General features: G+C 69.6%; 24 protein-coding genes. 9 read left to right on the forward strand and 15 right to left on the reverse strand.

The features are described 5' to 3' along the window. Nucleotides 1–12 precede the first annotated feature (12 nt). Entirely contained in the window at nucleotides 13–225 is a 213-nt protein-coding gene (locus tag ACFOWZ_RS33665; RefSeq protein WP_382377986.1) for a hypothetical protein, read from the forward strand. On the opposite strand, the gene ACFOWZ_RS33670 is transcribed toward ACFOWZ_RS33665, so the two are convergent. The 3 genes from ACFOWZ_RS33670 to ACFOWZ_RS33680 form a co-directional block, all read right to left on the reverse strand. Then, nucleotides 206–556, reverse strand: a complete 351-nt coding sequence (locus ACFOWZ_RS33670; protein ID WP_382377987.1) for an antibiotic biosynthesis monooxygenase family protein — start codon at nucleotides 554–556, stop codon at nucleotides 206–208. The genes ACFOWZ_RS33665 and ACFOWZ_RS33670 overlap by 20 nt on opposite strands. A 92-nt stretch (nucleotides 557–648) precedes the next feature. Continuing rightward, complete coding sequence (locus ACFOWZ_RS33675) at nucleotides 649–2,301, reverse strand: methyltransferase (RefSeq protein WP_382377988.1); 1,653 nt, start codon at nucleotides 2,299–2,301, stop codon at nucleotides 649–651. 18 nt (nucleotides 2,302–2,319) lie between these two features. Next, nucleotides 2,320–3,468, reverse strand: a complete 1,149-nt coding sequence (locus tag ACFOWZ_RS33680; RefSeq protein ID WP_382377989.1) for a 4-hydroxybenzoate 3-monooxygenase — start codon at nucleotides 3,466–3,468, stop codon at nucleotides 2,320–2,322. 190 nt (nucleotides 3,469–3,658) lie between these two features. Here ACFOWZ_RS33680 and ACFOWZ_RS33685 point away from each other — a divergent pair, with 190 nt between their 5' ends. Together ACFOWZ_RS33685 and ACFOWZ_RS33690 are read left to right on the forward strand one after the other, a co-directional pair. After that, nucleotides 3,659–4,642 carry a fatty acid desaturase family protein gene (locus ACFOWZ_RS33685; protein ID WP_382377990.1) on the forward strand — a complete coding sequence of 328 codons (984 nt, stop codon included), beginning with the start codon at nucleotides 3,659–3,661 and terminating at the stop codon, nucleotides 4,640–4,642. Nucleotides 4,643–4,685: 43 nt separating this feature from the next. Continuing rightward, nucleotides 4,686–5,387 (forward strand): SDR family NAD(P)-dependent oxidoreductase, encoded by a 702-nt coding sequence (locus ACFOWZ_RS33690; protein WP_382377991.1) that lies wholly within the window; start codon nucleotides 4,686–4,688, stop codon nucleotides 5,385–5,387. Between the two features lie 4 nt (nucleotides 5,388–5,391). On the opposite strand, the gene ACFOWZ_RS33695 is transcribed toward ACFOWZ_RS33690, so the two are convergent. From ACFOWZ_RS33695 to ACFOWZ_RS33715, 5 genes are all read right to left on the reverse strand, one after another. Beyond that, nucleotides 5,392–6,588 (reverse strand): cytochrome P450, encoded by a 1,197-nt coding sequence (locus tag ACFOWZ_RS33695; RefSeq protein WP_382377992.1) that lies wholly within the window; start codon nucleotides 6,586–6,588, stop codon nucleotides 5,392–5,394. 23 nt (nucleotides 6,589–6,611) lie between these two features. Next, nucleotides 6,612–7,394, reverse strand: a complete 783-nt coding sequence (locus ACFOWZ_RS33700; protein ID WP_382377993.1) for an ABC transporter permease — start codon at nucleotides 7,392–7,394, stop codon at nucleotides 6,612–6,614. Next, complete coding sequence (locus tag ACFOWZ_RS33705) at nucleotides 7,391–8,326, reverse strand: ATP-binding cassette domain-containing protein (protein WP_382377994.1); 936 nt, start codon at nucleotides 8,324–8,326, stop codon at nucleotides 7,391–7,393. The genes ACFOWZ_RS33700 and ACFOWZ_RS33705 overlap by 4 nt, the downstream gene beginning before the upstream one ends. Nucleotides 8,327–8,336: 10 nt before the next feature. Beyond that, complete coding sequence (locus tag ACFOWZ_RS33710; protein WP_382377995.1) at nucleotides 8,337–9,179, reverse strand: DUF4097 family beta strand repeat-containing protein; 843 nt, start codon at nucleotides 9,177–9,179, stop codon at nucleotides 8,337–8,339. 69 nt (nucleotides 9,180–9,248) lie between these two features. Beyond that, nucleotides 9,249–9,767 carry a ribbon-helix-helix protein, CopG family gene (locus tag ACFOWZ_RS33715; RefSeq protein ID WP_382377996.1) on the reverse strand — a complete coding sequence of 173 codons (519 nt, stop codon included), beginning with the start codon at nucleotides 9,765–9,767 and terminating at the stop codon, nucleotides 9,249–9,251. Nucleotides 9,768–9,901: 134 nt separating this feature from the next. Here ACFOWZ_RS33715 and ACFOWZ_RS33720 point away from each other — a divergent pair, with 134 nt between their 5' ends. Continuing rightward, a complete protein-coding gene (locus ACFOWZ_RS33720) occupies nucleotides 9,902–10,048 on the forward strand; it encodes a hypothetical protein (protein WP_382377997.1) in 147 nt (48 codons plus the stop codon). A 141-nt stretch (nucleotides 10,049–10,189) separates the two neighbouring features. On the opposite strand, the gene ACFOWZ_RS33725 is transcribed toward ACFOWZ_RS33720, so the two are convergent. The 3 genes from ACFOWZ_RS33725 to ACFOWZ_RS33735 all read right to left on the reverse strand — a co-directional run bounded on the left by ACFOWZ_RS33725 (nucleotide 10,190) and on the right by ACFOWZ_RS33735 (nucleotide 12,928). Next, a complete protein-coding gene (locus ACFOWZ_RS33725) occupies nucleotides 10,190–11,176 on the reverse strand; it encodes a hypothetical protein (RefSeq protein ID WP_382377998.1) in 987 nt (328 codons plus the stop codon). Nucleotides 11,177–11,252: 76 nt separating this feature from the next. Next, nucleotides 11,253–11,684 carry a universal stress protein gene (locus ACFOWZ_RS33730; protein ID WP_382377999.1) on the reverse strand — a complete coding sequence of 144 codons (432 nt, stop codon included), beginning with the start codon at nucleotides 11,682–11,684 and terminating at the stop codon, nucleotides 11,253–11,255. A gap of 2 nt (nucleotides 11,685–11,686) precedes the next feature. After that, the gene (locus ACFOWZ_RS33735) at nucleotides 11,687–12,928 is read right to left on the reverse strand and encodes an SLC13 family permease (RefSeq protein WP_382378000.1); all 1,242 of its coding nucleotides are present in this window, start codon (nucleotides 12,926–12,928) and stop codon (nucleotides 11,687–11,689) included. A 259-nt stretch (nucleotides 12,929–13,187) separates the two neighbouring features. Between ACFOWZ_RS33735 and ACFOWZ_RS33740 the strand changes: the two genes are divergently transcribed. Then, nucleotides 13,188–13,772 carry a DUF4082 domain-containing protein gene (locus tag ACFOWZ_RS33740; protein WP_382378001.1) on the forward strand — a complete coding sequence of 195 codons (585 nt, stop codon included), beginning with the start codon at nucleotides 13,188–13,190 and terminating at the stop codon, nucleotides 13,770–13,772. Between the two features lie 3 nt (nucleotides 13,773–13,775). Here ACFOWZ_RS33740 and ACFOWZ_RS33745 read toward each other — a convergent pair whose 3' ends face one another. Further along, the gene (locus ACFOWZ_RS33745) at nucleotides 13,776–13,940 is read right to left on the reverse strand and encodes a hypothetical protein (protein WP_382378002.1); all 165 of its coding nucleotides are present in this window, start codon (nucleotides 13,938–13,940) and stop codon (nucleotides 13,776–13,778) included. A 4-nt stretch (nucleotides 13,941–13,944) separates the two neighbouring features. Here ACFOWZ_RS33745 and ACFOWZ_RS33750 point away from each other — a divergent pair, with 4 nt between their 5' ends. After that, nucleotides 13,945–14,304, forward strand: a complete 360-nt coding sequence (locus tag ACFOWZ_RS33750) for a hypothetical protein (RefSeq protein WP_382378003.1) — start codon at nucleotides 13,945–13,947, stop codon at nucleotides 14,302–14,304. Here ACFOWZ_RS33750 and ACFOWZ_RS33755 read toward each other — a convergent pair. Next, a complete protein-coding gene (locus ACFOWZ_RS33755; RefSeq protein ID WP_382378004.1) occupies nucleotides 14,205–15,764 on the reverse strand; it encodes an ABC-F family ATP-binding cassette domain-containing protein in 1,560 nt (519 codons plus the stop codon). The genes ACFOWZ_RS33750 and ACFOWZ_RS33755 overlap by 100 nt on opposite strands. A gap of 186 nt (nucleotides 15,765–15,950) precedes the next feature. Between ACFOWZ_RS33755 and ACFOWZ_RS33760 the strand changes: the two genes are divergently transcribed. The 3 genes from ACFOWZ_RS33760 to ACFOWZ_RS33770 all read left to right on the forward strand — a co-directional run bounded on the left by ACFOWZ_RS33760 (nucleotide 15,951) and on the right by ACFOWZ_RS33770 (nucleotide 18,594). After that, the gene (locus ACFOWZ_RS33760; RefSeq protein WP_382378005.1) at nucleotides 15,951–16,907 is read left to right on the forward strand and encodes a hypothetical protein; all 957 of its coding nucleotides are present in this window, start codon (nucleotides 15,951–15,953) and stop codon (nucleotides 16,905–16,907) included. A gap of 35 nt (nucleotides 16,908–16,942) precedes the next feature. After that, nucleotides 16,943–17,647 carry a class I SAM-dependent methyltransferase gene (locus tag ACFOWZ_RS33765; protein WP_382378006.1) on the forward strand — a complete coding sequence of 235 codons (705 nt, stop codon included), beginning with the start codon at nucleotides 16,943–16,945 and terminating at the stop codon, nucleotides 17,645–17,647. 137 nt (nucleotides 17,648–17,784) lie between these two features. Then, a complete protein-coding gene (locus ACFOWZ_RS33770; RefSeq protein ID WP_382378007.1) occupies nucleotides 17,785–18,594 on the forward strand; it encodes a sensor histidine kinase in 810 nt (269 codons plus the stop codon). Here ACFOWZ_RS33770 and ACFOWZ_RS33775 read toward each other — a convergent pair whose 3' ends face one another. Continuing rightward, nucleotides 18,595–20,130, reverse strand: coding sequence for a helix-turn-helix domain-containing protein (locus tag ACFOWZ_RS33775; RefSeq protein WP_382378008.1), 1,536 nt, complete (start codon nucleotides 20,128–20,130; stop codon nucleotides 18,595–18,597). It abuts the gene before it with no gap. Further along, a complete protein-coding gene (locus tag ACFOWZ_RS33780; RefSeq protein WP_382378009.1) occupies nucleotides 20,127–21,188 on the reverse strand; it encodes a DUF917 domain-containing protein in 1,062 nt (353 codons plus the stop codon). Before ACFOWZ_RS33780 ends, ACFOWZ_RS33775 begins: the two co-directional genes overlap by 4 nt. Nucleotides 21,189–21,269: the final 81 nt, after the last annotated feature.

Here is a 21,269-nt window from a genome sequence, read left to right on the forward strand (position 1 = left end):
AGGAGGTGCCTGATGGCTCGTGCGGCCGCCGCGGCAATCCTCGTCGGCGGAGTCGTCGGGGCCGTCACCTTCCTGCCGTTTACGCTCCCCGAGGTCCTGATCGCCGTGGGGCTCTGGCGTTCCCGTGAGCGTGACGACCGCGGCGCTCGCCGTCAGGTGCGTGACGATGCTGGCAACCTGCTCTGGGCCGCGTTCGGCGCGGTCCTCATGCGGTCGGACGGGTGAACCCGTGGCTCCGCTCCACCTTCGCCACGTGCAGCGTGTAGCTCTCGTACCAGTCGTCCCGCCCCCGCTGCTGGGCCGCGCGGTGTTCGGCGTTGGTCCGCCACTGCCTGAGGGCGTCGGCGTCGCGGAAGTACCCGACGGTGATGCCCAGCCCGCCCGGGGTCTGCGCGTGGTCCATCCCCAGGTAGCCCGGGACGTCCTTCACGAGCTCTTCCATCCGGTCGTTGGTCTCGCTGTACCCGCTCTGGTTCTGGGTGCGCACCGTCGTGAAGACCACCGCGTAGTACGGCGGTTCGAAGGCCTGGATCGGCGTTGCAGGTTGATCGCTCACGGCGTCACCGTAGGTCGGGACTCACCACGTGATCCAACGACTTTCCCCAGCGCCCGTTCTGCCCGGTGAGACCGGGCAGAACGGGTCACGCGTCAGCGGCGCCGGGCGCGCATCACGTGGGCGTCCAGCGGCAGCGAGTGCGTCTCGACCAGCTCGAAGCCCGTCTCGGCCAGCAGCGCGCGGTAGTCGGACTCGGTGCGCTCACGTCCGCCGGTGTTGCACAGCATGTGGATGTCCCACGGGATGGCGAGGGAGCCCGGGTCGCCCGTCTCCGGCAGCAGGCGCTCGATCACCAGCAGTTCGGCGTGTGCGGGCATGTTCCGCGCGCACGTGGCCAGGATGGTGCGGCACTGGTCGTCGTCCCAGTCGTGCAGCACGCGTGACAGCAGGTAGATGTCGCCGGCGTCCGGAACCTCGCGGGTGAAGTCGCCGGGGACCAGCGTGACGCGGTCCGCCAGGTCGGCGAGGCGTGGGCGAGCGGCGGCCAGGGCGTTCGGGAGGTCCAGCAGGACGCCGTGCAGTGCTGGATGGGCGTGCAGGACTCGGGACAGCAGCTCGCCGTTGCCTCCCGCCACGTCGACCACGGTGCGGGCGCCGGAGAAGTCGACGACCTTGGTGACGCCGGTGAACATGGCGTTGCTCGCGGCCATGGAGCCGTGGAAGAGCTCCGCCAGTGCCGGATCCGTTGCCATGTGGGCGAAGTGGTGGGCGCCGAACGCCTTCGCGTAGGACTCCTGTCCACTTCGGACGGACTCGGTGAGCTCGGCGAACGACCGGTAGAACGGGCCTCCGTACATCAGTGCCAGCGGACGCATCGAGCCCGCGAGGTCCGAACGCAGCAGCTCGCCCAGGTCGGTCAGGCCGTGGCGGTCACCGGAGAGGTGGACGACGCCGAGCGAGGCGAGGTAGCGCAGCAACCGGGCCAGGCTCTGCGGTTCGGTGCCGGTGGCGGCGGCGAGCGCGGGCAGGTCGTGGACCGACGCCAGGTGGTCGAGCAGGTGCAGTTCGGCGGCGGTCGCGATGGCCTGCGTGGCCCACGCTCCGGTGAGCAGGCGCAGCAGTTCGGTGCCGGCGCACGACTCGCGCTGGTGCGTCGCCTGCAGCTGCGGGAAACGGCCCGCGGAGACGAGCTCCAGCCGGCGGAAGGCGGGATCGGAGCAGTGCGCGTCGCGGAAGTAGAGGACGGTGCTGTTCTCGTAGCCGTTGTAGCCGCCGCCGTCGGGCCGCATGACGCCGGAGATCATCGTGCGCAACCCGCGCAGCAGCACCGGGTCCGGTCGCCGCACGGCCAGTGCGACGTGGTTCTCCCGCTCGTGGCGGCGTTCGTCCTCCGCGATGTGCGCGAGCTCCGGTGGCGTCACCATCACGAAGATCTCCAGCTCGCACGGCCAGCCGTTGCGATCGGAGACGGGCGCGCGCAGGATGCCGACGTTCAGCTCGGCGACGGGCACGGAGTACCTGCTGCTCAGCCGTTCGCGGACGACGACGCTGGGCGTCATCGTGCCGACCTCGATGCCGTGCCGCGCGAGCTCGTCCGCAAGCCCCGCAAGGGTTTCCGGGAAGATCAGCAACGCGGCGTGGTCGAGCGTGGCGTGCCGCGTCACGGCGGCCCGCTGTTCGGTGTCCAGAGACGGCACCGCGCCGGCGAGGACGGAGTGGGTGTCGTGCGCCCTGATCAGCTCCATCGTCGCGGTGAGGCGGTCGAGGTCGGCCGCGGCGAGGACGGGTGTGCGGGTCGAGATCATGGTCGTGGTTCCTGTGGCTCAGATGCCGACGTACTGCTCGGCGAAGAAGTTCTGGTGGGCGCGGGAGTCACGCAGGCTGTCGAGGCGGGCGCGGCGCAGGCCGCGGTGGAAGTCGTCGTCCTGGCCGTGCAGGAGGTCGATCATCCAGCGCGAGAACTCCTGTGCCCGCCAGATGCGAGGCAGGCAGGTGCGCGAGTACGCGGCCAACGGCCGTTCGTCGTCGTGCAGGGCGGAGATCAGGGCGGAGGCGAGCACCTCGGCCTCCATGATCGCCAGGTTGGCACCCTTGGCGGCGGACGGGCTGATCAGACCGGCCGCGTCACCGACGAGGAACATCCTGTCGTGCTGGATCGGGTCGGCGACCTCGGAACGCAGCCGCACGATCCGCCGTTCGAGGATCGGTCCCTGCTTGAGCTGCCCGAACTCGTCGGTGCGCAGCCGGGTGTCGAGTGCGGACCAGATCCGCTCGTCCGTCCAGTCCTCCGCGTCGCCGCCGGGAGGAACCTGGAGGTAGTACCGCGTCACCTCGGGACTGCGCGCCATGTGGCCCGCGAACCCGTCGTCGTGGATGCCGTAGGTGACCGCCGTCATGCTCTGCGGCGCCTCCACCAGCAGGGCCAGCCAGCTGATGCCGTGGTCCTGCGGGTACCGCCGGGCCGCGAGCGCCGCGCGGGTCACCCCGTTGCCGCCGTCGCAGCCTGCGAGGAACCGGCCGCTGACAACGGACTCGCCCCGCTCGTCGCGGCACCGGATCGTCGCGGTGCGCGGGTCGACGTCCGTGACGGTGACGCCGAACCGGATGTCGCCGCCCCGGTCGAGGTACTCGGCGATCAGGTCCGTGACGAGGTCCTGCTGCGGGTACACGGTGTGCACCTCGCCGGTGCCGAGCTCGCCGTAGTCCAGCTCGAACTCGCCGTCCTCACCACGGAACGCGCACACGCCATGCGAATGTCCTTTGTGGAGTAATCCGGCACCGAGCCCGTGCTCGGTCAGCACCCTGGTGCTGTTCGGGCCCAGGAACCCGGCCCTGGCCCTGGTCTGCACCTGCTCCCGGCTCGCCCGTTCGACGATGACGGTGCCGATCCCCCCTGCACGCAGCAGGTTGCCTAACACGAGTCCTGCCGGCCCCGCGCCCACGATGAGCACGGTGGTGTGGTCGACCACCACTGCTGGTCCTCTCTGCGGATCGAGCTGTGGGGCAGAACTGGACAACAACGGCGCGGGCGGGTGCGAGCGGCGCGCCGGGCAAGTTGATCATGATCACTCCATCGTGTCGGCGTCGGAGGGACCCGTGCGGTTCGTGGTGCCTTCATCGCCTGTGCACGGGCTCGTCGCGCCGAGGGGGCATACTGCGCGAATGGCACTCCGGCAGGCGAGCGACTTCGCCGAGTTGGCCGCTTTGATCAAGCAGGCCCGCCTGCTCGACCGGCGGCGCGGTCACTACTTCACCAGGATCGGCGTGAACCTGGCGCTCTACGCGGCGGTGTGGGCGGCGTTCGCGCTGCTCGGCGACTCGTGGTGGCAGCTGGTGGTCGCCGCCGCACTGGCGGTGATGACGACCCAGCTGGCGTTCATCGGGCACGACGCCGGGCACAAGCAGATCTTCGCCTCGAAGCGGTGGAACGAGATCGCCGGGTACGTGCACAGCGGGCTGACCGGGGTCAGCTACGGCTGGTGGGTCGCAAAGCACAACCGGCACCACGCCAACCCGAACCACGAGGACGAGGATCCGGACGTCGACATCTCCGTGCTCGCGTTCACCCAGCGGCAGGGCGAGGCCAAGCGCGGCCCGCTGCGGTGGATCGCCTCGCACCAGGCGGTGTTGTTCTTCCCGCTGCTGTTCCTCGAAGGCTTCGCGCTGCACTCGCACTCGATCAGGCACTCGGGGCGTGAGCGGTACCTGATGATCGCGAACGTCGTGGTGTACCTCGCTGCGGTGTTCTGGGTCCTCTCCCCCGTTCAAGCCATTGCTTTCGTGGTGGTGCACCAGGGGTTGTGGGGCTTCTACATGGGCTGTTCCTTCGCCCCCAACCACAAGGGCATGCCGGTGCTGTCGGCTGGGCACTCGCTCGACTTCCTGCGCAAGCAGGTGCTGACGTCGCGCAACATCCGCGGCGGCTGGTTCGTGGACCTGCTGCTCGGCGGGCTGAACTACCAGATCGAGCACCACCTGTTCCCGAGCATGCCCCGGCCGCATCTGCGGCACGCGCAGGTGATCGTGAGAAGGTTCTGCACCGAGCGCGGGATTTCCTATGCGCAGTGCGGGTTGTTCCGCTCCTACGGGTACGTGCTGGAGCACCTGCACGAGGTGTCGGCGCCGTTGCGCAAAGCCGCCGTCTGATTCCCGCCAGAACTCCGCGCGGGGTTCGACCAGGCTGATCGGCATGGGATCACTCGAAGGAAAAGCGGCTCTGGTCACCGGCGGCAGCCGCGGCATCGGAGCCGCGGTGGCCGCGAAGCTCGCCGCACTGGGCGCGCGGGTCGCGGTCACGTACCAGAACACGAAACCCGAAGACGTCTTGGCGATTCAGGCGGACAGCGCCGACCCGGACGCCGTGGTGGCTCCGGTCGACGAGGCCGCGGCCGAGTTCGGCCGGCTCGACGTGCTCGTGAACAACGCCGGAACGTTCCAGGTGGGGCCGCTGGAGGAGCTCGGCAGGGAGGAGTTCGACCACACGATGGCGGTGAACGTCCGGGCGCCGTATCTGGCGGCACGAGCGGCGGCGCGGCACATGCGGGAAGGCGGGCGGATCATCAGCATCGGCAGCAACGTCGCGGTCTACGCGCCGTTTCCCGGCTTCGCGCTCTACTCGGCCAGCAAGACCGCCCTGATCGGGATGACGAAGGGCCTGGCGCGCGAGCTGGGTCCGCTGGGCATCACGGCGAACATCGTGAACCCCGGTCCGACGGACACGGACATGAACCCGGCGGACGGGCCAATGGCGGAGACGATTCGCGGGCTGACCGCGCTGGGGCGGTACGGCGAACCGGAGGAGATCGCGGCGGTCGTGGCGGCGTTGGCGGGGAACGCCGGTGCGTACGTCACCGGCGCCAGCATCAACGTCGACGGTGGCTTCACCGTCTGAGCCGCTACGCCCAGGTGACCGGCAGGGCGTGCACGCCGTAGATGTTCATGTCGGTCCTGAGCTTCACGTCACCAGCGGGAACGGCCAGCTGCAACGTCGGGAACCGACGCAGCAACCCCTCGAAGCCGGCCCGCATCTCGATGCGGGCCAGCTGCTGGCCGAGACACTGGTGAACGCCGTGCCCGAACGACAGGTGGCCGCGGGCGTTGCGGTGCACGTCGAGGCTGTCGGGGTGCTCGTAGCGCTCCGGGTCGTGGTTGCCCGCCAGCAGCGAAAGGAGGACCGTCGAGCCCTCGCGGATCGTCTCCCCGAAGAACTCGATGTCCTCGGCGGCGTAGCGGTAGAACACGTCGGCGACCGCCAGGTAGCGCAGCAGTTCCTCGACGGCGTCGGGAATCAGCTCCGGGTTCGCGTGCAGTGCGGCCAGCTGCTCCGGGTGCTCCAGCAACGCGAACGTGCCCAGCGCCAGCATGTTCGCCGTCGTCTCGTGCCCGGCGAGCAGCAGCAGGAACGCCATGCCGGTGAGTTCCTCGAGGCTGAGGTCCTCGTCACGGGCCAGGTCGGACAGAAGGTCGTCAGCCGGTTCGGCGCGCTTGGCGGTCACGAGTTCGTACAGGAACGTGTGCATCGCCATGTACGCGGCCATCTTGTCCTCCAGGTTCACCTCCCGTTCCATGAACTTGGCGGTGTTGCGCTGGAACGTCTCGCGGTCCGCGTACGGCACGCCGAGCATCTCGCAGATCACCAGCGACGGCACCGGAAGCGCGAACTCCTGGACGAGGTCGACCGGCGGCGTGAGCTTCGCGAGCTCGTCCAGCTGCCGTTCGGTGATCTCGATGATTCCCTCTTCCAGCGCCTTCATCCGCTTGACGGTGAACGCGCCGGTCAGCTTGCGCCGCAACCGGGTGTGGTCCGGCGGGTCCATCGTGATGAAAAGTCCCGGTGTCACCGGCGACGGCTCGGTCTGCTCCGGCATGCCGGGCGTCGAGAACGGCACGTGGATGATCCCGAGGTCCTGACGTGAACTGAACCTGGTGTCCGCCAACGCCTGCCGGACCGCTTCGTAACCGGTGACGAGCCAGCCCTCGTGGCCGTCGGGGAAGAGCATCGGGCTGACCGGACGGGTCTCGCGCACCGCGGTGATCTTGCTGGGCGGGTCGAACGGGGTGACGTCGCGGTCCACGGGAAGGCCGTGCAACATGGCAGTGCTCTCTTTCGGCTGGTTCAGCGGGTGGATTCGCGGTTGAACAGCTTCTTGGACCAGAGGAAACCGCCGAACCCGATGACGAGGCACCAGGCCAGGGCGATGTAGCCGTCGTTGCCGATCGGCGTGCCCATCAGCAGGCCGCGCAGGGCGCTGATGAACGGGGTGAACGGCTGGTACTCGGCGAACCAGCGCAGCACCGTCGGCATCGAGTCGGTGGGCACGAAACCGTTGCCGAAGAACGGGAGCAGGATCAGCGGGAGACCGACGTTGCTCGATCCCTCGACAGTCTTGCTCGCCAGGCCCAGCGCGGCGGAAAGCCAGATGAGCGCGAACGCCATGGCCACCATCAGACCGATCAACGCGAGCCAGCCGGCGGCGCTCGCGTTCGGCCGGAAGCCGATGAGCACCGCGACACCGAGCACGAACGCGATGCTCAGCACGGTCTGCACCAGGCTGCCGACGACGTGTCCCGTCAGGACGGAGACGCGGGCGATGGCCATGGTGCGGAACCGGTCGACGATTCCTTCGGTCATGTCCAGGGCGATAGAGATGGTCGTGCCCTGCACGGCCGAGGTGATCGCCATCAGGATGATCGTCGGCGTGACGTAGTTGAGGTACTCCGCGCGTCCGCCGGTCGGTCCGCCGATGCCGGCGCCGAGGGTGCCGCCGAAGACGTAGACGAACAGCAGCAGGAAGACGACCGGCATGAGCAGCAGCTGGAACGTCATCGAGGGGTAGCGGATGACGCGCTTGAGGTTGCGACGGATCATCGTCGCCGAGTCGGTCAGTGCGTAGCTCATGAGTGGGCCACCGTTTCGGGCTTGCCGGTGAGGGCGAGGAAGACGTCGTCGAGGTCGGGGGTGTGCATGCTCAGCGACTCGACCTCGACCGCGTTCTGGTCGAGCCGGTCGAGCAACGCCTTGAGCGAGCGGACACTGCCGTCGTTGGGCACCCGCAGGGCGAGCGCCTCGCCGTCACGGGATGCGGAGCCGATGAGCCGTGCCGCGGACTCCAGTTCGCGGAGTTCGTTGAACTGCAACAGGACGTGCCCACCGGGGATGCGGCGCTTCAGCTCGTCCGCGGTGCCCTCGGCGACGATCCTGCCGCGGTCCAGCACCGCGATCCGGTCGGCGAGCTCGTCGGCCTCCTCCAGGTACTGGGTGGTGAGGAAGATCGTGACGCCGCCTGCCACGATCCGCCGCACGATGTCCCACACGGCACGGCGCCCGCGCGGGTCGAGGCCGGTGGTCGGCTCGTCGAGGAAGATCACCTGGGGCGACCCGACGAGCGTCATCGCGAGGTCGAGGCGGCGCCGCATGCCGCCCGAGTACGTCGACGCGGGCTTGTCGGCCGCGTCCGCGATGTCGAACTGTTCCAGCAACGACTGGACCTTGACTTTTCCTCCGGCGCGACCGAGGTGGTTCAGGTCCGCCATCAGCTTGAGGTTCTCCCGGCCCGTCAACAGGTTGTCGACGGCGGAGAACTGGCCGGTGACACCGATCGCCTTGCGGACGGCGTCGGGATCACGGGCGACGTCGTGACCCGCGACCGCCGCGGTGCCGCCGTCGGCCCTGATCAGCGTGGACAGGATCTTGACCGTGGTGGTCTTGCCGGCACCGTTCGCCCCGAGCAACGAGAAGACGGTGCCGCGCGGGACGTTCAGGTCGACGCCCTTGAGCACTTCGTGGTCGCCGTAGGACCTGCGCAGTCCGGTGGCCTTGATGGCGTTCATGGAGTTCCCCTCAGGCACGGCGGATCGTGATGTCACCGAAGGCGGTGTGGGCGGTGATCTTGACGGTCTCGGTGGCGTCGCCGGGACCCTCGCTGGCGCCCAGCGAGTTGTGCACGCGGCCGAAGCTGGTCTTGGTGTCGAGCCACGCGGCGGTGCCCTCCGCGATGCCGACCTCGATGCTGCCCATCGCGGTGTTCAGCGAAGCGGTGTCGCGCACGACCTCGCCGACGATGAGGGAACCCATGGCGCTCTTGGCCTCCAGCGAACCACCGACCCGTTCGGCGGTGATGTCGCCGTTGGCCGCGCGGGCCTTCAGATCGCCACCGACCGCACCGATCTCGGTGTTGCCGTTGGAGTTCCGGACCGAGAGCGACCCGGCGACGTCACCGATGCGGACCTGGCCGCTGCCGGTCTTGACCTCGGCGTCGCCCGTCACGGCACCGACGCGGACCTGACCGGCGCCGGTGTCGACCTTCAACGGCCCGGTGCGGTCGACGTGCACGTGTCCGGCCGACATGTCGATCTCGGTCTGGCCCAGCACACCGGTGGTGCGGGTGCTGCCCGCGGTCACGTCGGCGTCCACTTTGGACCCCGTCGGCAGCTCGACCACGATGTCGACCGACCTGGTCTTCTTGGAGAAGTCGAACGTCCGCTTCGGCCCGCGGATCGTCAGCACGCCGTCGGCGTAGTCGACGCGGGTCTTCTGCGCCGCCTCGACGTCGGAGGAGTCCGACGGGTCGGACGGCCGCACGTCGACCACGGTGTCGACGCGGTCGCTCGCGAGGATCTGGACGAAGCCCGCGTAGACGTCGATCAGTACGGAAATCGGTTCATACGTGTCGTAAGAAGGCATGGCTGTCCCCTCAGAAGGTGCTCTAAGAACGTCTCCGCAGGTCAGAGACGGTGAAGTGAAAGCTGTGGGTTAACGGACCCAGCCGACGAAACGCTGCGACGCGGGGGCGGGCCCTCCGGGCAGCGGTTCGGTGCCGGACCTGGGCGTCAGCTGGGCCGACGCGGCGCGCACCAGCCACGCGTTGACCGAGCGGCCCTCCTTGGCCGCGGCCTCGTCGATCGCCGCCTTGAGCGGTTCGGGCAGGCGGACGTTGATGCGCACGGTGGTGCCGTCCTCGAAGCCGGCCGCCACGTCCTCGGCGGGTGCCGCGACGGGCTCCGGCGTGGCGGCGACCGGCTGCTCCACCGGGCGGCGCGTCACGACGAACTTGGGATCACGGCCCCGCAGCAGCACCTGCACCGAGTCCGGCGCCAGGTCCGCGGTGATCTCGTCGGCGGCTGCGGACAGCGCTTCGAGCAGCGCCAGCCGGATCGCCGACTCCATCGTCACGGTCAGCCGCTCGACCAGCGCGCTCGCCTCTTCGCCGCCCGTTTCGACGGCGGTCAGCAGCTCGCGGCCGAGGGAGGCCACATACGGGGTCAGATCCATGGCATCACTATGGCACACAGTGGCACCACCAGCAAGCAATTCTGGCTCAGCTTGGCATCACTTTGGCTCACCGCAGGTCAGAGCGGTGCCAGAACTCATGTCAACCGGCATCCGCACCCGTCGTCCACCTGGAAGTGCAACGAGAACCGAGCGCCGACTTCGACCGGTTCGTGCTCGACCGGTCGACCGCGCTGCTGCGCACGGCTGTGCTGCTCGTGGGGGACGTCGGCCACGCGATCATGGCCCCGGCAAAGTCCCAGCCCGCCCGATCTGCCCGATGAGAGCGCACCCACACACCACGCGGGCCCAGCCCCTGGCATGAACGGCGCATCTGTCGACCTCAGGTGCACAAATGCGCCGTTCATGGACGACGGCGAGGACCCTGCCGGGGTCCTGGGGCCCGCGATTGCGCCAAGCGGGGTTCACACCCGCGCGTAGATTTCCGCGACCGCACCGAACGCGGCCTTCGGCTCCCACGACAGGTCGTCGTACACCTTGACGATGCCGGGACCGGCCATGTCGAGGTCGCGGCTCGGGTCGTCCGGCCGGTGCGGGTAGTTGCCCAGCGCGAACATGTAGACGAACGCGCCGTCCACCCCCTCGGCCTCGAAGATCTCCAGCAGCTCACGCAGGTACGTGGCCTGCTCGTCCTCGTCCCGCACGTACCCGTCCTTCACCCGCACCGGCAGCCCTGCCTCGTCGTGCTCGACGATCTCCATGCTGCGCGGCGCCACGGCACCCGAACCGCGCCAGGCCGCCGTGCCGAACCCGGTGATCGCGACGGGCTTGCCCTGCGCCACGACGTTGCGGATGCTCTCGGCGTACACGTCGGCCACCTCGGCCGAGCGGATCAGCTCGAACGACATGACGTCGAACAGGCTCCAGTCGACGCCCTCGAACGGGATGCAGGCGTAGGTGAGCCTGCCCTGGAAGTGTTCCCGCACAACGGCGACAGCCTGCCGCAGGAACTCGTTGAGCCGTGCGCTGATCTCGCGGAACCGCTCGGGCTTGCCCAGAACGCCGCCCAACCGTTCCAGGACGTCGCCGCCGGGCATGAAGCCGGAGTTCATGATGCTCAGTTCGACGCCGGTCACGAACACGACCTCGGCACCCTCCGCCCGGATCCGCTCGGCCCGCCGCGCGCAGTCCGCGAAGAGCTCCAGGATCGCGGCCGGTTCGAGCTCCAGCGGGTACGGCGAGAACCAGACCTCGAGTCCCAGCGAAGCGGCGATCCGGGCGGCCTGCTCCAGCCGTTCCGCCGAACCGCCGACCAGGTGCACGGCGTTGCAGTGCAGGTCGTCCCGGATGACCGTCAGGTCCCGCTCGACCACCTCCGGATCGAACTTCGCCAGCGAGATCTCGCCGTGGCGGACGAAACCGGTGTCGTACGCGATGCCCTTGGCACGCATGAGTCCTCCCCTTCCACTCTCGGAGTCCCGAGGTTAGAGGAGAAAAGTGCGCACACGCAAATTTTCTTCCACGCAGTTATGTTGGCCAGACCAGCAGCACGGGACAGGGCGCGTGATCCACGACGAACCGGGTCGCGTGACCGAGGCTGCGCGGACCGGCGTGGCTCACGTCGCCGTCCCGGCAGAGGATCAACAGGGAGGCTTCCCGCGCTGCGGCAACGACTTCGTGCTCGACCCGGCCGATCCGCGCGGACGTGGTGCACGGCAGACCGAGGCGCTCGGCGGCCGCGTCGAGCAGCTGTGCCGCGTGTCCGGCGGCGAGGTCGTCCAGCCGGGTGCCGGGGTCGCGGGAGGAACGGCCGAAGAGCCCGGCGAACGCACCGTGCGCGGCACCCGGCACGTCGTGGTCGCTCACGTGCAGCAGCAGGAACTCGGAACCCTCGTACGCGCGGGCGGCGTCCACACAGGACTGCCAGGTGTCGTCGGCGATCCACACGAGGACCGTCATGGTCAACCTCCGATCACGTGCAGGGACGCCCACAGTGCCACGACGGCGCCGATCAGGGTGGCAGGCACGGCGAGCAGGCCGAGCTTGGTGAACTCCGGCAGGTTCACCTCGGTGTCGTGGTCGTGCACGATCCGCCGCCACAGCAACGTCGCGAGCGACCCGGCGTAGGTGAGGTTGGGGCCGAGGTTCACGCCGAGCAGCACCGCGAGCACCAGCCCGGGCCCCATCGGCGCGACCAGCGGCAGCAGCACGAGCACCGCCGGCAGGTTGTTGATCACGTTGGCCAGCACGGCGGCCACGACGGCCACACCGAGCAACGCGAGCAGCCCGTGACCGCTCGGCACGACGTGCCGCAGGAGATCGTCCAGACCGTTGTCGACCACGGCCCGCACCACGATCCCCAGCCCGAGCACGAACGCGAGGAACGGCAGCGAAGCCGCCTGCACGACCTTGAGCACCGTCGTCCGCTTCCGCACGAGCGCACGGACCGCCATCGCGACCGCGCCCGCGCACGCCGCCCACGCCGGGTCGATCCCGGTGGCCGACGCGACCACGAACCCGGCCAGCGTCAGCCCGACCGTCGCGAGCGCGAACACGGGCAGCTCGCGCGGCTGCTGCACGGACGGCGCGTGGGCGGGCGCGTCGAGATCGGTGCGGAAGAACCACCGGAACACCACGTACTCCAAGGCGATCGCCACCACCCACGGCAACGCCATCAGCGCCGCGAACCGCGTGAAGCTCAGCCCGCTGGACGCGAACGCCAGCAGGTTCGTCAGGTTCGACACCGGCAGCAGCAGCGACGCGCTGTTGGACAAGTGCGTGCACGCGTAGACGTGCGGCTTCGGCCGTACGCCGAGTTGTGCCGCGGTCGCGAACACGACCGGTGTCAGCAGCACGACCGTGGCGTCCAGGCTGAGCACCGCCGTGGTCGCCGAGGCCGCGACGAACACCCCGCCCAGCAACGTCCGCGGCCGCCCGCCGGACGCGCGTGCCATCCAGGTGCCGCACGCGTGGAACAGCCCGTCGTCGTCGCAGAGTTGCGCGAGCACGAGGATGGCGGCCAGGAACCCGATCACGGGTCCCAGCCGCACCGACTCGTCCACGACGTGGTCGAAGGGCAACGCCCCGGCGAGCACGACCAGCACCGCCGCGGGCACCGCGACGACGGCCTCGGGCCAGCCCCACGGTCGCACGACCGCACAGACCAGCACGGCCACCAGGAGCAACACCGAAAGCGCGAGCACGGCACAAAGCTAGGTCATCTCGGCCGCCCGGCGGACGCGGGTACGACCGTCAGCTGAACGAGCGCGGGCTGATCAGCCCATCTCCGTAACCGCGGCTCTACCAGGGACGATTTGCCGTACATGAGACGATTAGCAGTACTTCTGCTGGCACTTGTCCTGGTCTCTCCCACTCCCGCCTTCGCGGACGGCCCGCAGGTCTACATGGTGTCCCCGACCGCAGAGGCTCCCGTTCCGCTGAACGAACCGCTCATGGTGAGCGGTGGATGTTCGTGATCACGCCGACCACACCCGGCCCGTTGACGTTCAAAGCCCGCGCCACACCGCGTCCACCACGGGCCCGATCACCCAGCTGCGGACGATCCACGTCGGCGGCACGACGCTTCCGCCGGTGACCCGCGACACCTCCTTCTTCTTCGAGAACATCCCGAGCTCGAACGTCTGGGACGCCGACGACCAGGCCGTCGAGCTCGGCGTGCGCATCAGCGTCGACCGTCCGGGCTCGCTCGTCGGCGTGCACCTGCGGCGTGGCAACTACCGGGGTCCGGTGACCGCACGGGTGTACGCGTCGAACGGCGTTCTGCTGGCCCAGCAGGACTCCTCCGAGGACGCGGGCAAGATCATCTTCGCCAATCCCGTTCCCGTGGCACCCGGCACCGAGTACGTCGTCTCGTACTTCACGCCGGAAGGTGGTTACGTCTCAACGGAGAACTACTTCGTGGGCAACGTCGTGCAGCCCCCGTTCCGCGCGTCGGTGAACGCCGGCGTCTACCGCTACGGAGGCGGTTTCCCGACGGACACGTGGAACGCGAGCAACTACTGGGTCCAGCCGATCTTCCGGCCGTGAGCCCTACTCGCCCGGCACGACCCGGCGCCTGAGCACGGTCTCGGTGCCGCCGGTCTCGTCGAGCAACCGGATGAGGGCCCGCGTGACGTAGCCGAGCCGTTCCAGTTCGAGCAGCTGCTTCGACGCGGCCTGCTGGGTGACGCCGAGCAGCTCTCCCAGTTCGGACACTCTCGTGCCCGATCTCGTGCAGCTGCTCGAGGATCGCGTCGTTCGCCGCGCCGCCCGCGCCGGGCAGTCCGGCGACGAGCTGCGCCGGTTCTTCACCGCCGACGCGGTGACCACCGAGCACCCGAACCTGATCAAACCCGCCGGTGTGCGCCTGTCCGCAACCGAGATGGTCGGGGCCTCCACCAAGGGCGCCGGGCTGCTGTCGAGCCAGAAGTACGACGTGCACTCGAAGGTGCGTTCCGCGCGACGGCCTGATCAGCTCTATCAAGACGTACGACTGCTACGAGCCATTCTGAGTTCCTCACCTCTCCACTGCTTGCGCAGCAACCGGTCGTGCGACGCCACGACGACCGCGCCGGGGTAGTCGGTCAGTGCCGCTTCGAGTTCCTCCACCAGTGCGAGCGACAGGTGGTTGGTCGGCTCGTCGAGCAGCAGCACGTCGGATTCCTGCCGCAGCAACCGGGCGAGCGCGAGCCGCCGTCGTTGCCCGATCGACAACGCGCCGACCGGCGTGGCGAAGTCCTTCTCGTGGAACAGTCCCAGCGCCCTGAGCCGCTCGGCATCCGCGCCGAACGCCGCCAGCACGGTCTGCTTCGGGTTCCGCACCACGGTTTCCTGTGGCAGGTGGCCGACGACGCCGTGGCGGGTGACCGTGCCGCGATCGGGTTCGAGGACGCCCGCGAGCACGTCGAGCAACGTCGACTTGCCGGCGCCGTTCGGCCCGGTCACCAGAAGTCGTTGCCCTGCCTCGACGGCCAGCTCAGCGACGCACATCCGTTGGTCAACGCTCGCCTCCCTCAGTTCGAGCACCACGCCCTCTCTGATCGCCGCGTCGAGCGGGGCGTTGAGGCGCAACGGTTCCGGCGGCTTCGGCACCGGGTCGGCGTGCAGCCGCTCCAGCCGTTCGGACGCGCTGCGCACCCGTGTCCTGATCGACGCCTGCACGCGCCGGCCGTCGCCGTTGTACTTGCACTTGTTGTGGTCGGGGATCGGCCGCCCCGGCGCGACGCGGTGTGCCGTCGTGCCGCGCCACTCGGTCCAGTGGCCGATTTCGCCGACCCACTCCGCGTAGGCCTGCTCCCACCGCTGCCGAGCTGCCCTCTTCTCGGCGACGTAGCCCGCGTACCCGTTGCCGTAGCGGGTGATCGAGCGGTGGTCGACCTCGATGATCGCCGTGCTGACCCGCTCCAGCAGCAGCCGGTCGTGCGTCACCACGACCAACGTGCCCCGGTGCTGCCGGAGCGTGTTCTCCAGCCACTGAAGCGCCTCGTCGTCGAGGTGGTTCGTGGGTTCGTCGAGCAGCAGCAGTTCCGGTTCGGCCGACAGCACACCGGCCAGCGCGAGTCTCGCCCGCTGCCCGCCGGACAACGTGCCGAGCCGCCGTTCCCGTGCGACACCACCGATGCCCAGCGCGGACATGGCGGCCTCGACCCGCGCATCGGCCGAATAGCCGTCGCGCAGCTCGAACGCGGTGAGCAGGTCACCGAGCTCGTCGAGCCGTTCGTGCTCGGCCGCGGTCGCGATCTGCTGTCCCAGCAAGCGGATCTCGACGAGCGCGGCGTCGATCGCGTCACCGACGGTCGCCTCGCCGGGCAGGTCGAGCACCTGCGCGAGGTACCCGACGCCCTGCGCGACCACGGTGATCTCGCCGTCGTCCGGCACGTCCTGCCGGGCCAGCAGCCGCAGCAACGTCGACTTGCCGGAACCGTTCTCCCCGACCACGCCGGCCTTCTCGCCCGGCCGGACCGTCAGCGAGACGTCGTCGAGCACCTTCTTGTGAGCAAAGCTCTTGGTGACGTTCTTGAGCGTCAGCTGACCTGACATGAGACCCCCACCGCCGAAAGGACATCGGAAACGGACGCACGCGCGTGCCGGAAGCGGGGTCAGAAGATCACGAGGTCAAGGCTGCCATACACCGTACGAGAGCGCAACGGCATACCAGTCGCATACCGGCTCTCATACTCGCTCCCGCTTGCCTCTCCCCTGATCACGAACGAAGGGAGACCGGCGATGACCGGCGAGAAGCAGTACAGCCGCCGCGCGATGGGCAAGCTGGCGGCAGGTGCCATCGCGGCGGCGGGCCTGGCGTCGCTGCCGGGACAGGCGTCGGCCGCGCCGTTCTACCGCGCGCACGGCCCGTTGCTGACCGACGGCTACCAGACGTGGCTCGACGCGATCACCAACCAGGGCGCGAACCTCGCCAAGGTCGTCACCGGCTGGGGCACGCCCGGCCCCGGCCCGTGGGCGAACTACCCCGACCACGTGTGGACCGCGGCCGGCGCGACGAACTTCCTCATCGTCCGCACCGTCACCGGCGACACCGACAACGTGATCGACCCGAACCGCGCGGTGGCCGAGATCCGCGACTCGCGGTTCTTCGAGTACAAGCGCATCCGCTCGGGCGCCGACAAGTGCATCATCGAACTCGGCAACGAGCCGAACATCCGCGTCGCCGACCCGTGGGTCTACGGCTACAACCTGGGCGTCACGATCGACCGCATCCGGGAGACCTTCCCCGGAGCCAAGATCTGCGGCACCGCGCTCTCGCCGAACAAGGGCACGAACCCCGACACGTGGTACGCCAACCCGAACTTCGTCAACGCGATCAAGAAGTGCGACTTCGTGGGCGTGCACTTCTACAGCAACGCGAACGACGGCAACTTCGCGAACCAGGGCAGCTGGAACGAGCTGACGTACTCGGAAACCCTGTCGCGGTGCGCGTCGAAGTGGCCGGGCAAGCCGGTGATCGCGACCGAGTACTCGATGAGGACCACCGCGCTGACCCCGTACCAGAAGGGCTACAAGTACGGGAACTTCCTCCACTTCGACGACTCGGTGGCCGGCAGCCTGTGGGGCGCCACCTACTACCACGTGCAGACGAACCCGAGCGGCGTCGACTTCCACGAGAACGTCGGTTCCGAGGGTGCCCGCGGCTACCGCAAGCGCCTGTCCGAGGGTGGTCTCTGAGATAGACTGGAGGCCGATCTACCTGGGGGTTTGCGGTGCATCGGCACATCCGTTCGATCGACGACGTCCTCACTCTGCTCGACGGCCTCTTCGACCCCGGCGCCGACCGCTGGACCGAGCGGGCGGGTGACTGGTGGGACCGCTTCTACGCCGACAGGGAGCGCGAGGTCCCGTTCTTCGTGGCCAAGCCGGACGAGAACCTGGTGAGCTACCTGGAACGGGGCCTGATCGCGCCCGGCCGGGCCCTCGACGTGGGGTGTGGGCCCGGCCGCAACGCGATCCACCTGGCGCGCAACGGGTTCCAGGTCGACGCGGTGGACGTCTCGGCGGCCGCCATCGCGTGGGCCTCGGAACGCGGCGAGGGCCTGGACGTGCGGTTCCGTCACGGCGACGCCTTCGCCACGACCGGCACGTACGACCTGATCTACGACTCCGGCTGCTTCCACCACCTGCCGCCGCACCGCCGGGTCAGCTACCTCGCGTTGCTCGACCGCGCCCTCGCACCCGGTGGCCACTTCGCACTCACCTGCTTCACCGCCGAGGAGGGCACCTCCACCCCTGACGCCGAGCTGTACCGGCAGGGTGGACTGGCGGGCGGGGTCGGCTACGAGCCGGATGAGCTGCGCTGGATCTTCCAGGACCTCACCGAGGTCGAGCTGCGCCGGATGACGGACCAGGGCCCGGACTCCCCGGCGTTCGGGAAGTCCTTCCTGTGGACGGCGCTGTTCCGCAAGGACTGACGCTCTACACAGGACCGGCCGCCGGACGCCTGCGTCCGGCTGGCGGAAAAACGCTTGTCCGCCACCTGCGAAAGTAGGGTCAACCCCCTGCTCCAGTAGGTGATCCGAGGCACACACCCGGCAGTATCGTCACCCGCGTGCGACGGGCAGGGGACCTGGTGCCGGTGCTGCCCGAGGCGGCACCGGGAGCTTGGCACGAGTCCGCCCTGGTAATCGCTTTCCCGTGGTCGATCGGTTTCGGCGTGATCGTCGTCGCGGGACTGGCCGGCCTCTACTTCAACGCCCGGCGCAAGCTCGTGCGGGCGCTGACCGAACGAGCCGAACGCGAACTGCTCGCCGAGCGGGCCCGTGCCGACGAACGCACGCGACTCGCAGCCGAGATGCACGACGTCGTCACGCACCGGCTGAACCTGATGGTCCTGCACGCCGGAGCGTTGCGGATCGCGGCGAAGGACGACGGCGTGCGCGAGGCGGCGGAGGAGCTGCGCACCGCAGGCTGCCAGGCGTTGGCCGAACTGCGCGACCTCGTCGGCGTGTTGCGTTCCGGCCGCCCCCGCCTCCCGGACGTGCTGCCCGACCGGCTCTCCAGCCTGGTGGCCGACTCCGGGCTGCAGATCACCCTGATCGAGCACGGCGACGCGGACGTCATCTCACCGGCGGTGCGCCGCACGATGTACCGCGTGGTCCAGGAGTCGCTGACGAACGTGCACAAGCACGCGCCCGGCGCGCACACCGCCATCACGGTCCACTGTGGACCGAGCAGTGTCCGTGCCGTCGTGCGCAACACGGCACCGTCGTCCACACCAGGTCCGGTGCCCCGCAACGGCACCGGGTTGCTCGGCCTGCGCGGCCGCGTCGAGATGGTCGGCGGCACCCTCACCGCGGGACCGACGGACGACGGCGGGTTCGAGGTCGACGCGGTGCTGCCCGCGTTCGTGCCCACCTGATCACTCGTCGGAGGCCCGCACCGCCCGGCACGCGAGGTGGACGGCCAGCCGTTCGTCCGGGTTCAGCAAACTGACCCCGAGCAGCTGCTCGGCCCGGTTGATCCGTTGCGCCACCGTGTTCCGGTGCACCTTCAGCCGCACGGCCGCCGACGACGTCACCGACTCCTCGTCGAGGTAGATCGCCAGCGTGCGCAGCAGCTGACCGTCCTCGACGCCCGTCAGCGGTTCGAGCAGCCGGGTCGCCTGCTCGACCAGTGCGGGCGTCTCGGCCGCCATCGACAGCAGCCGCCGCACACCCAGTTCGTCGACGTGCACGACCTTCGCCGACCCGGTCATCGCGGCGGCCTCGCGGGCCTCCGCCAGCGTGCGCCCGACCCCCGCGGCACCGGGATGCGGGCGCCCGATGCCCGCGACGAGCGCGCAGGAACCCAGCACCTGGGCGATCTTCGCGGTCAGCTCGCGGTGCTGGGACTGCGGCGGTTCGGCGTCGTTGGTGATCCAGAACGACCAGCCCTCCGCGCCCTCGACCAGCTGGCCGTGCAGGCCGCGGCGGGACAGCTCGACGCGCAGCCGTTCGGTGCTGGCGGTGTCGAACAGGTTGGGGGTCGGTGCGTTCGGCATCGCGTAGACGCCCGTGTGCCAGCCGTCGAGCCGCCAACCGGCGAGCACGGCCTGCTGCACCAGCTGCGGCGGCACGTCGTCGCCCGACGCGAGCAGCTCGGACAGCAGTGAGCCGCGGGAACGGGCGCGGCGTTCGGTTTCGAGGCGTTCGGCGGCGACCCAGTTGCCGAGCGCCCACGAGGCGACCTGGCTGATCTGCATCACGGTCTCGGCCCACCGCTTGTTGCGGCCGCGGGCGTGGGAGACGAGCCACAGGTGGACGTGCCCGGTCCGGTCGGTCTCGACGGGGACCGCCACCGCGAAGCCCCCGGTCATCTCGACCGTGACGGCGACCGAGCCGGTCAGCAGGTCCGGTGGCAGGCCGGGCGGGGACACGCCCTCGATGGCGGTGCCGTCCGCGCTGATCACCGCGCACGTCACGTGCAGCTCGCCGGACAGGATCGTGATCACCGACCGCGGATCCGGTTTGCTGCGCCCGAGCCGCGCGGTGACGGCGTTCAGCAACCGGGCGGCGGTGACTTCGGGACGTCGCACGGCCGTGCGCAACGAGTCCGCGACCAGCAGCGGGTCGTCGGCCGTGGTCTGCAGCAGCGGCACGCCGAGCCGGTTCGCGAACGAGACCGTCGCAGCGGACGGGGGCTGGTACGCGCCGGTCGGCGGGCGCACCAGGACGACCGCCCGGACGTCCGCGCTGTAGGCCCGGCGCAGCGCGAGTTCGACGAGGTAGGGCTGGTGTCCGGTGAGGATCACGAGGTCACCGGCGGAGCACGCCTCGACGGCCGTCATGTCCGCCGCCAGCCGCACGTCCGCGACCTCGGTGCCGACGCCGCGTTCGCCCGCCAGCAGGCACGCGTCGCCGAGCACGCCGATCTCCAGCAGGTCGCGCACGGTCAGCGAGTCGGCGTCATCGATCACGGGGCGTCCCCGAACGGCACGTAGCCGAGGTCGTAGCCGAAGGCCCGCGGATCAACGCGGCCGAGCATCTCCGGCTTCGTCCACTGCGGCGGGGCTGGGAGCGCAACCACGTCCACCACCGCACCGAACGCGAGCCGCTCGGTCGAGAGCGGGAGGCCGGAGTCGGCGTCCAGGCAGCACAGCAGGTCGGGGGTCGTGACGAGCGGTTCGCCGTCCGCGAGAGCCACTAGGTACTCGCCCTGCATCTCCAGACGCACGTACGCGTCGTCGGCGTCGAGCCGGCGCAACGCCACCGTTCCACGAGGGAAGTCGCCGGCGGACTCCCGCCACACCTCGACGACCTTTCCCCGTGCGACGAGGAAACCGCCGGAGGCCTTCGCCCGTTGCTCCACCGGAACAGTGCGCTGCGACCAGATCTCGCCGAGCTCCAGCGCGCGGGCCAGCGACCCCGTGACGCCTGCCCGGACGGCGTCCTCGAGCTTCAGCGGCTTGGCCACCATCATCGCCCAGCCGCCGAAGTCGACCATCACCGTGCGGGCGAGCTTCTCGATACCGGTCGAGTCGAGCACCGCCCGGTTCCCGCCGGGTTCGGTGATGGCCAGCGGGGTCGTCGGCAGCCCCGCCGCGTCGTAGGTCGTCTGGTCGATGCGCGGGAACGCTCTCCCCATCCCGTCCACGTCGACGTACGGAAGCCCCAGCCGTGCCGCGAGGAGCAGCGGCAACAGCCCGTTGCACCCGCCGACCTCCCACCCGATGACGGCGGTCACCGGCGTGGAGTCGTGCCCCTGCAACGCTTTCAGTGCCTCTTCGGCCTCCCGTCCCGACGGGAGCTTCTCGATCATCACGGTCGGCGCGCCGATCAGTCCGACCCGTGCGCCGTACCCGTCCGGATCGGCCTCTTCCGGCGAAAGCACAGGGACAGGACCGCTTTGTCGCATTTCGTGCCGGAGCATCGCCGCGAAGGCGTGGGTCTCGGGCTCGCCACCTCCACCGCCGCTGCCGAGCACGACCACGCCCAGCGCGAGCCGGTCCACCTCGTCGGGCTGGAGCAGGTGCATGCGCGAGACAGTACTGACGTTGAACTGTCAGGGTGTCACGACCAGCCGGTAACCACGATCAAGCTCCGTTGCACCCCGTGG

Origin of the sequence: Lentzea rhizosphaerae (genome assembly GCF_042649515.1) — a bacterium.
Classification (GTDB): domain Bacteria; phylum Actinomycetota; class Actinomycetes; order Mycobacteriales; family Pseudonocardiaceae; genus Lentzea; species Lentzea aerocolonigenes.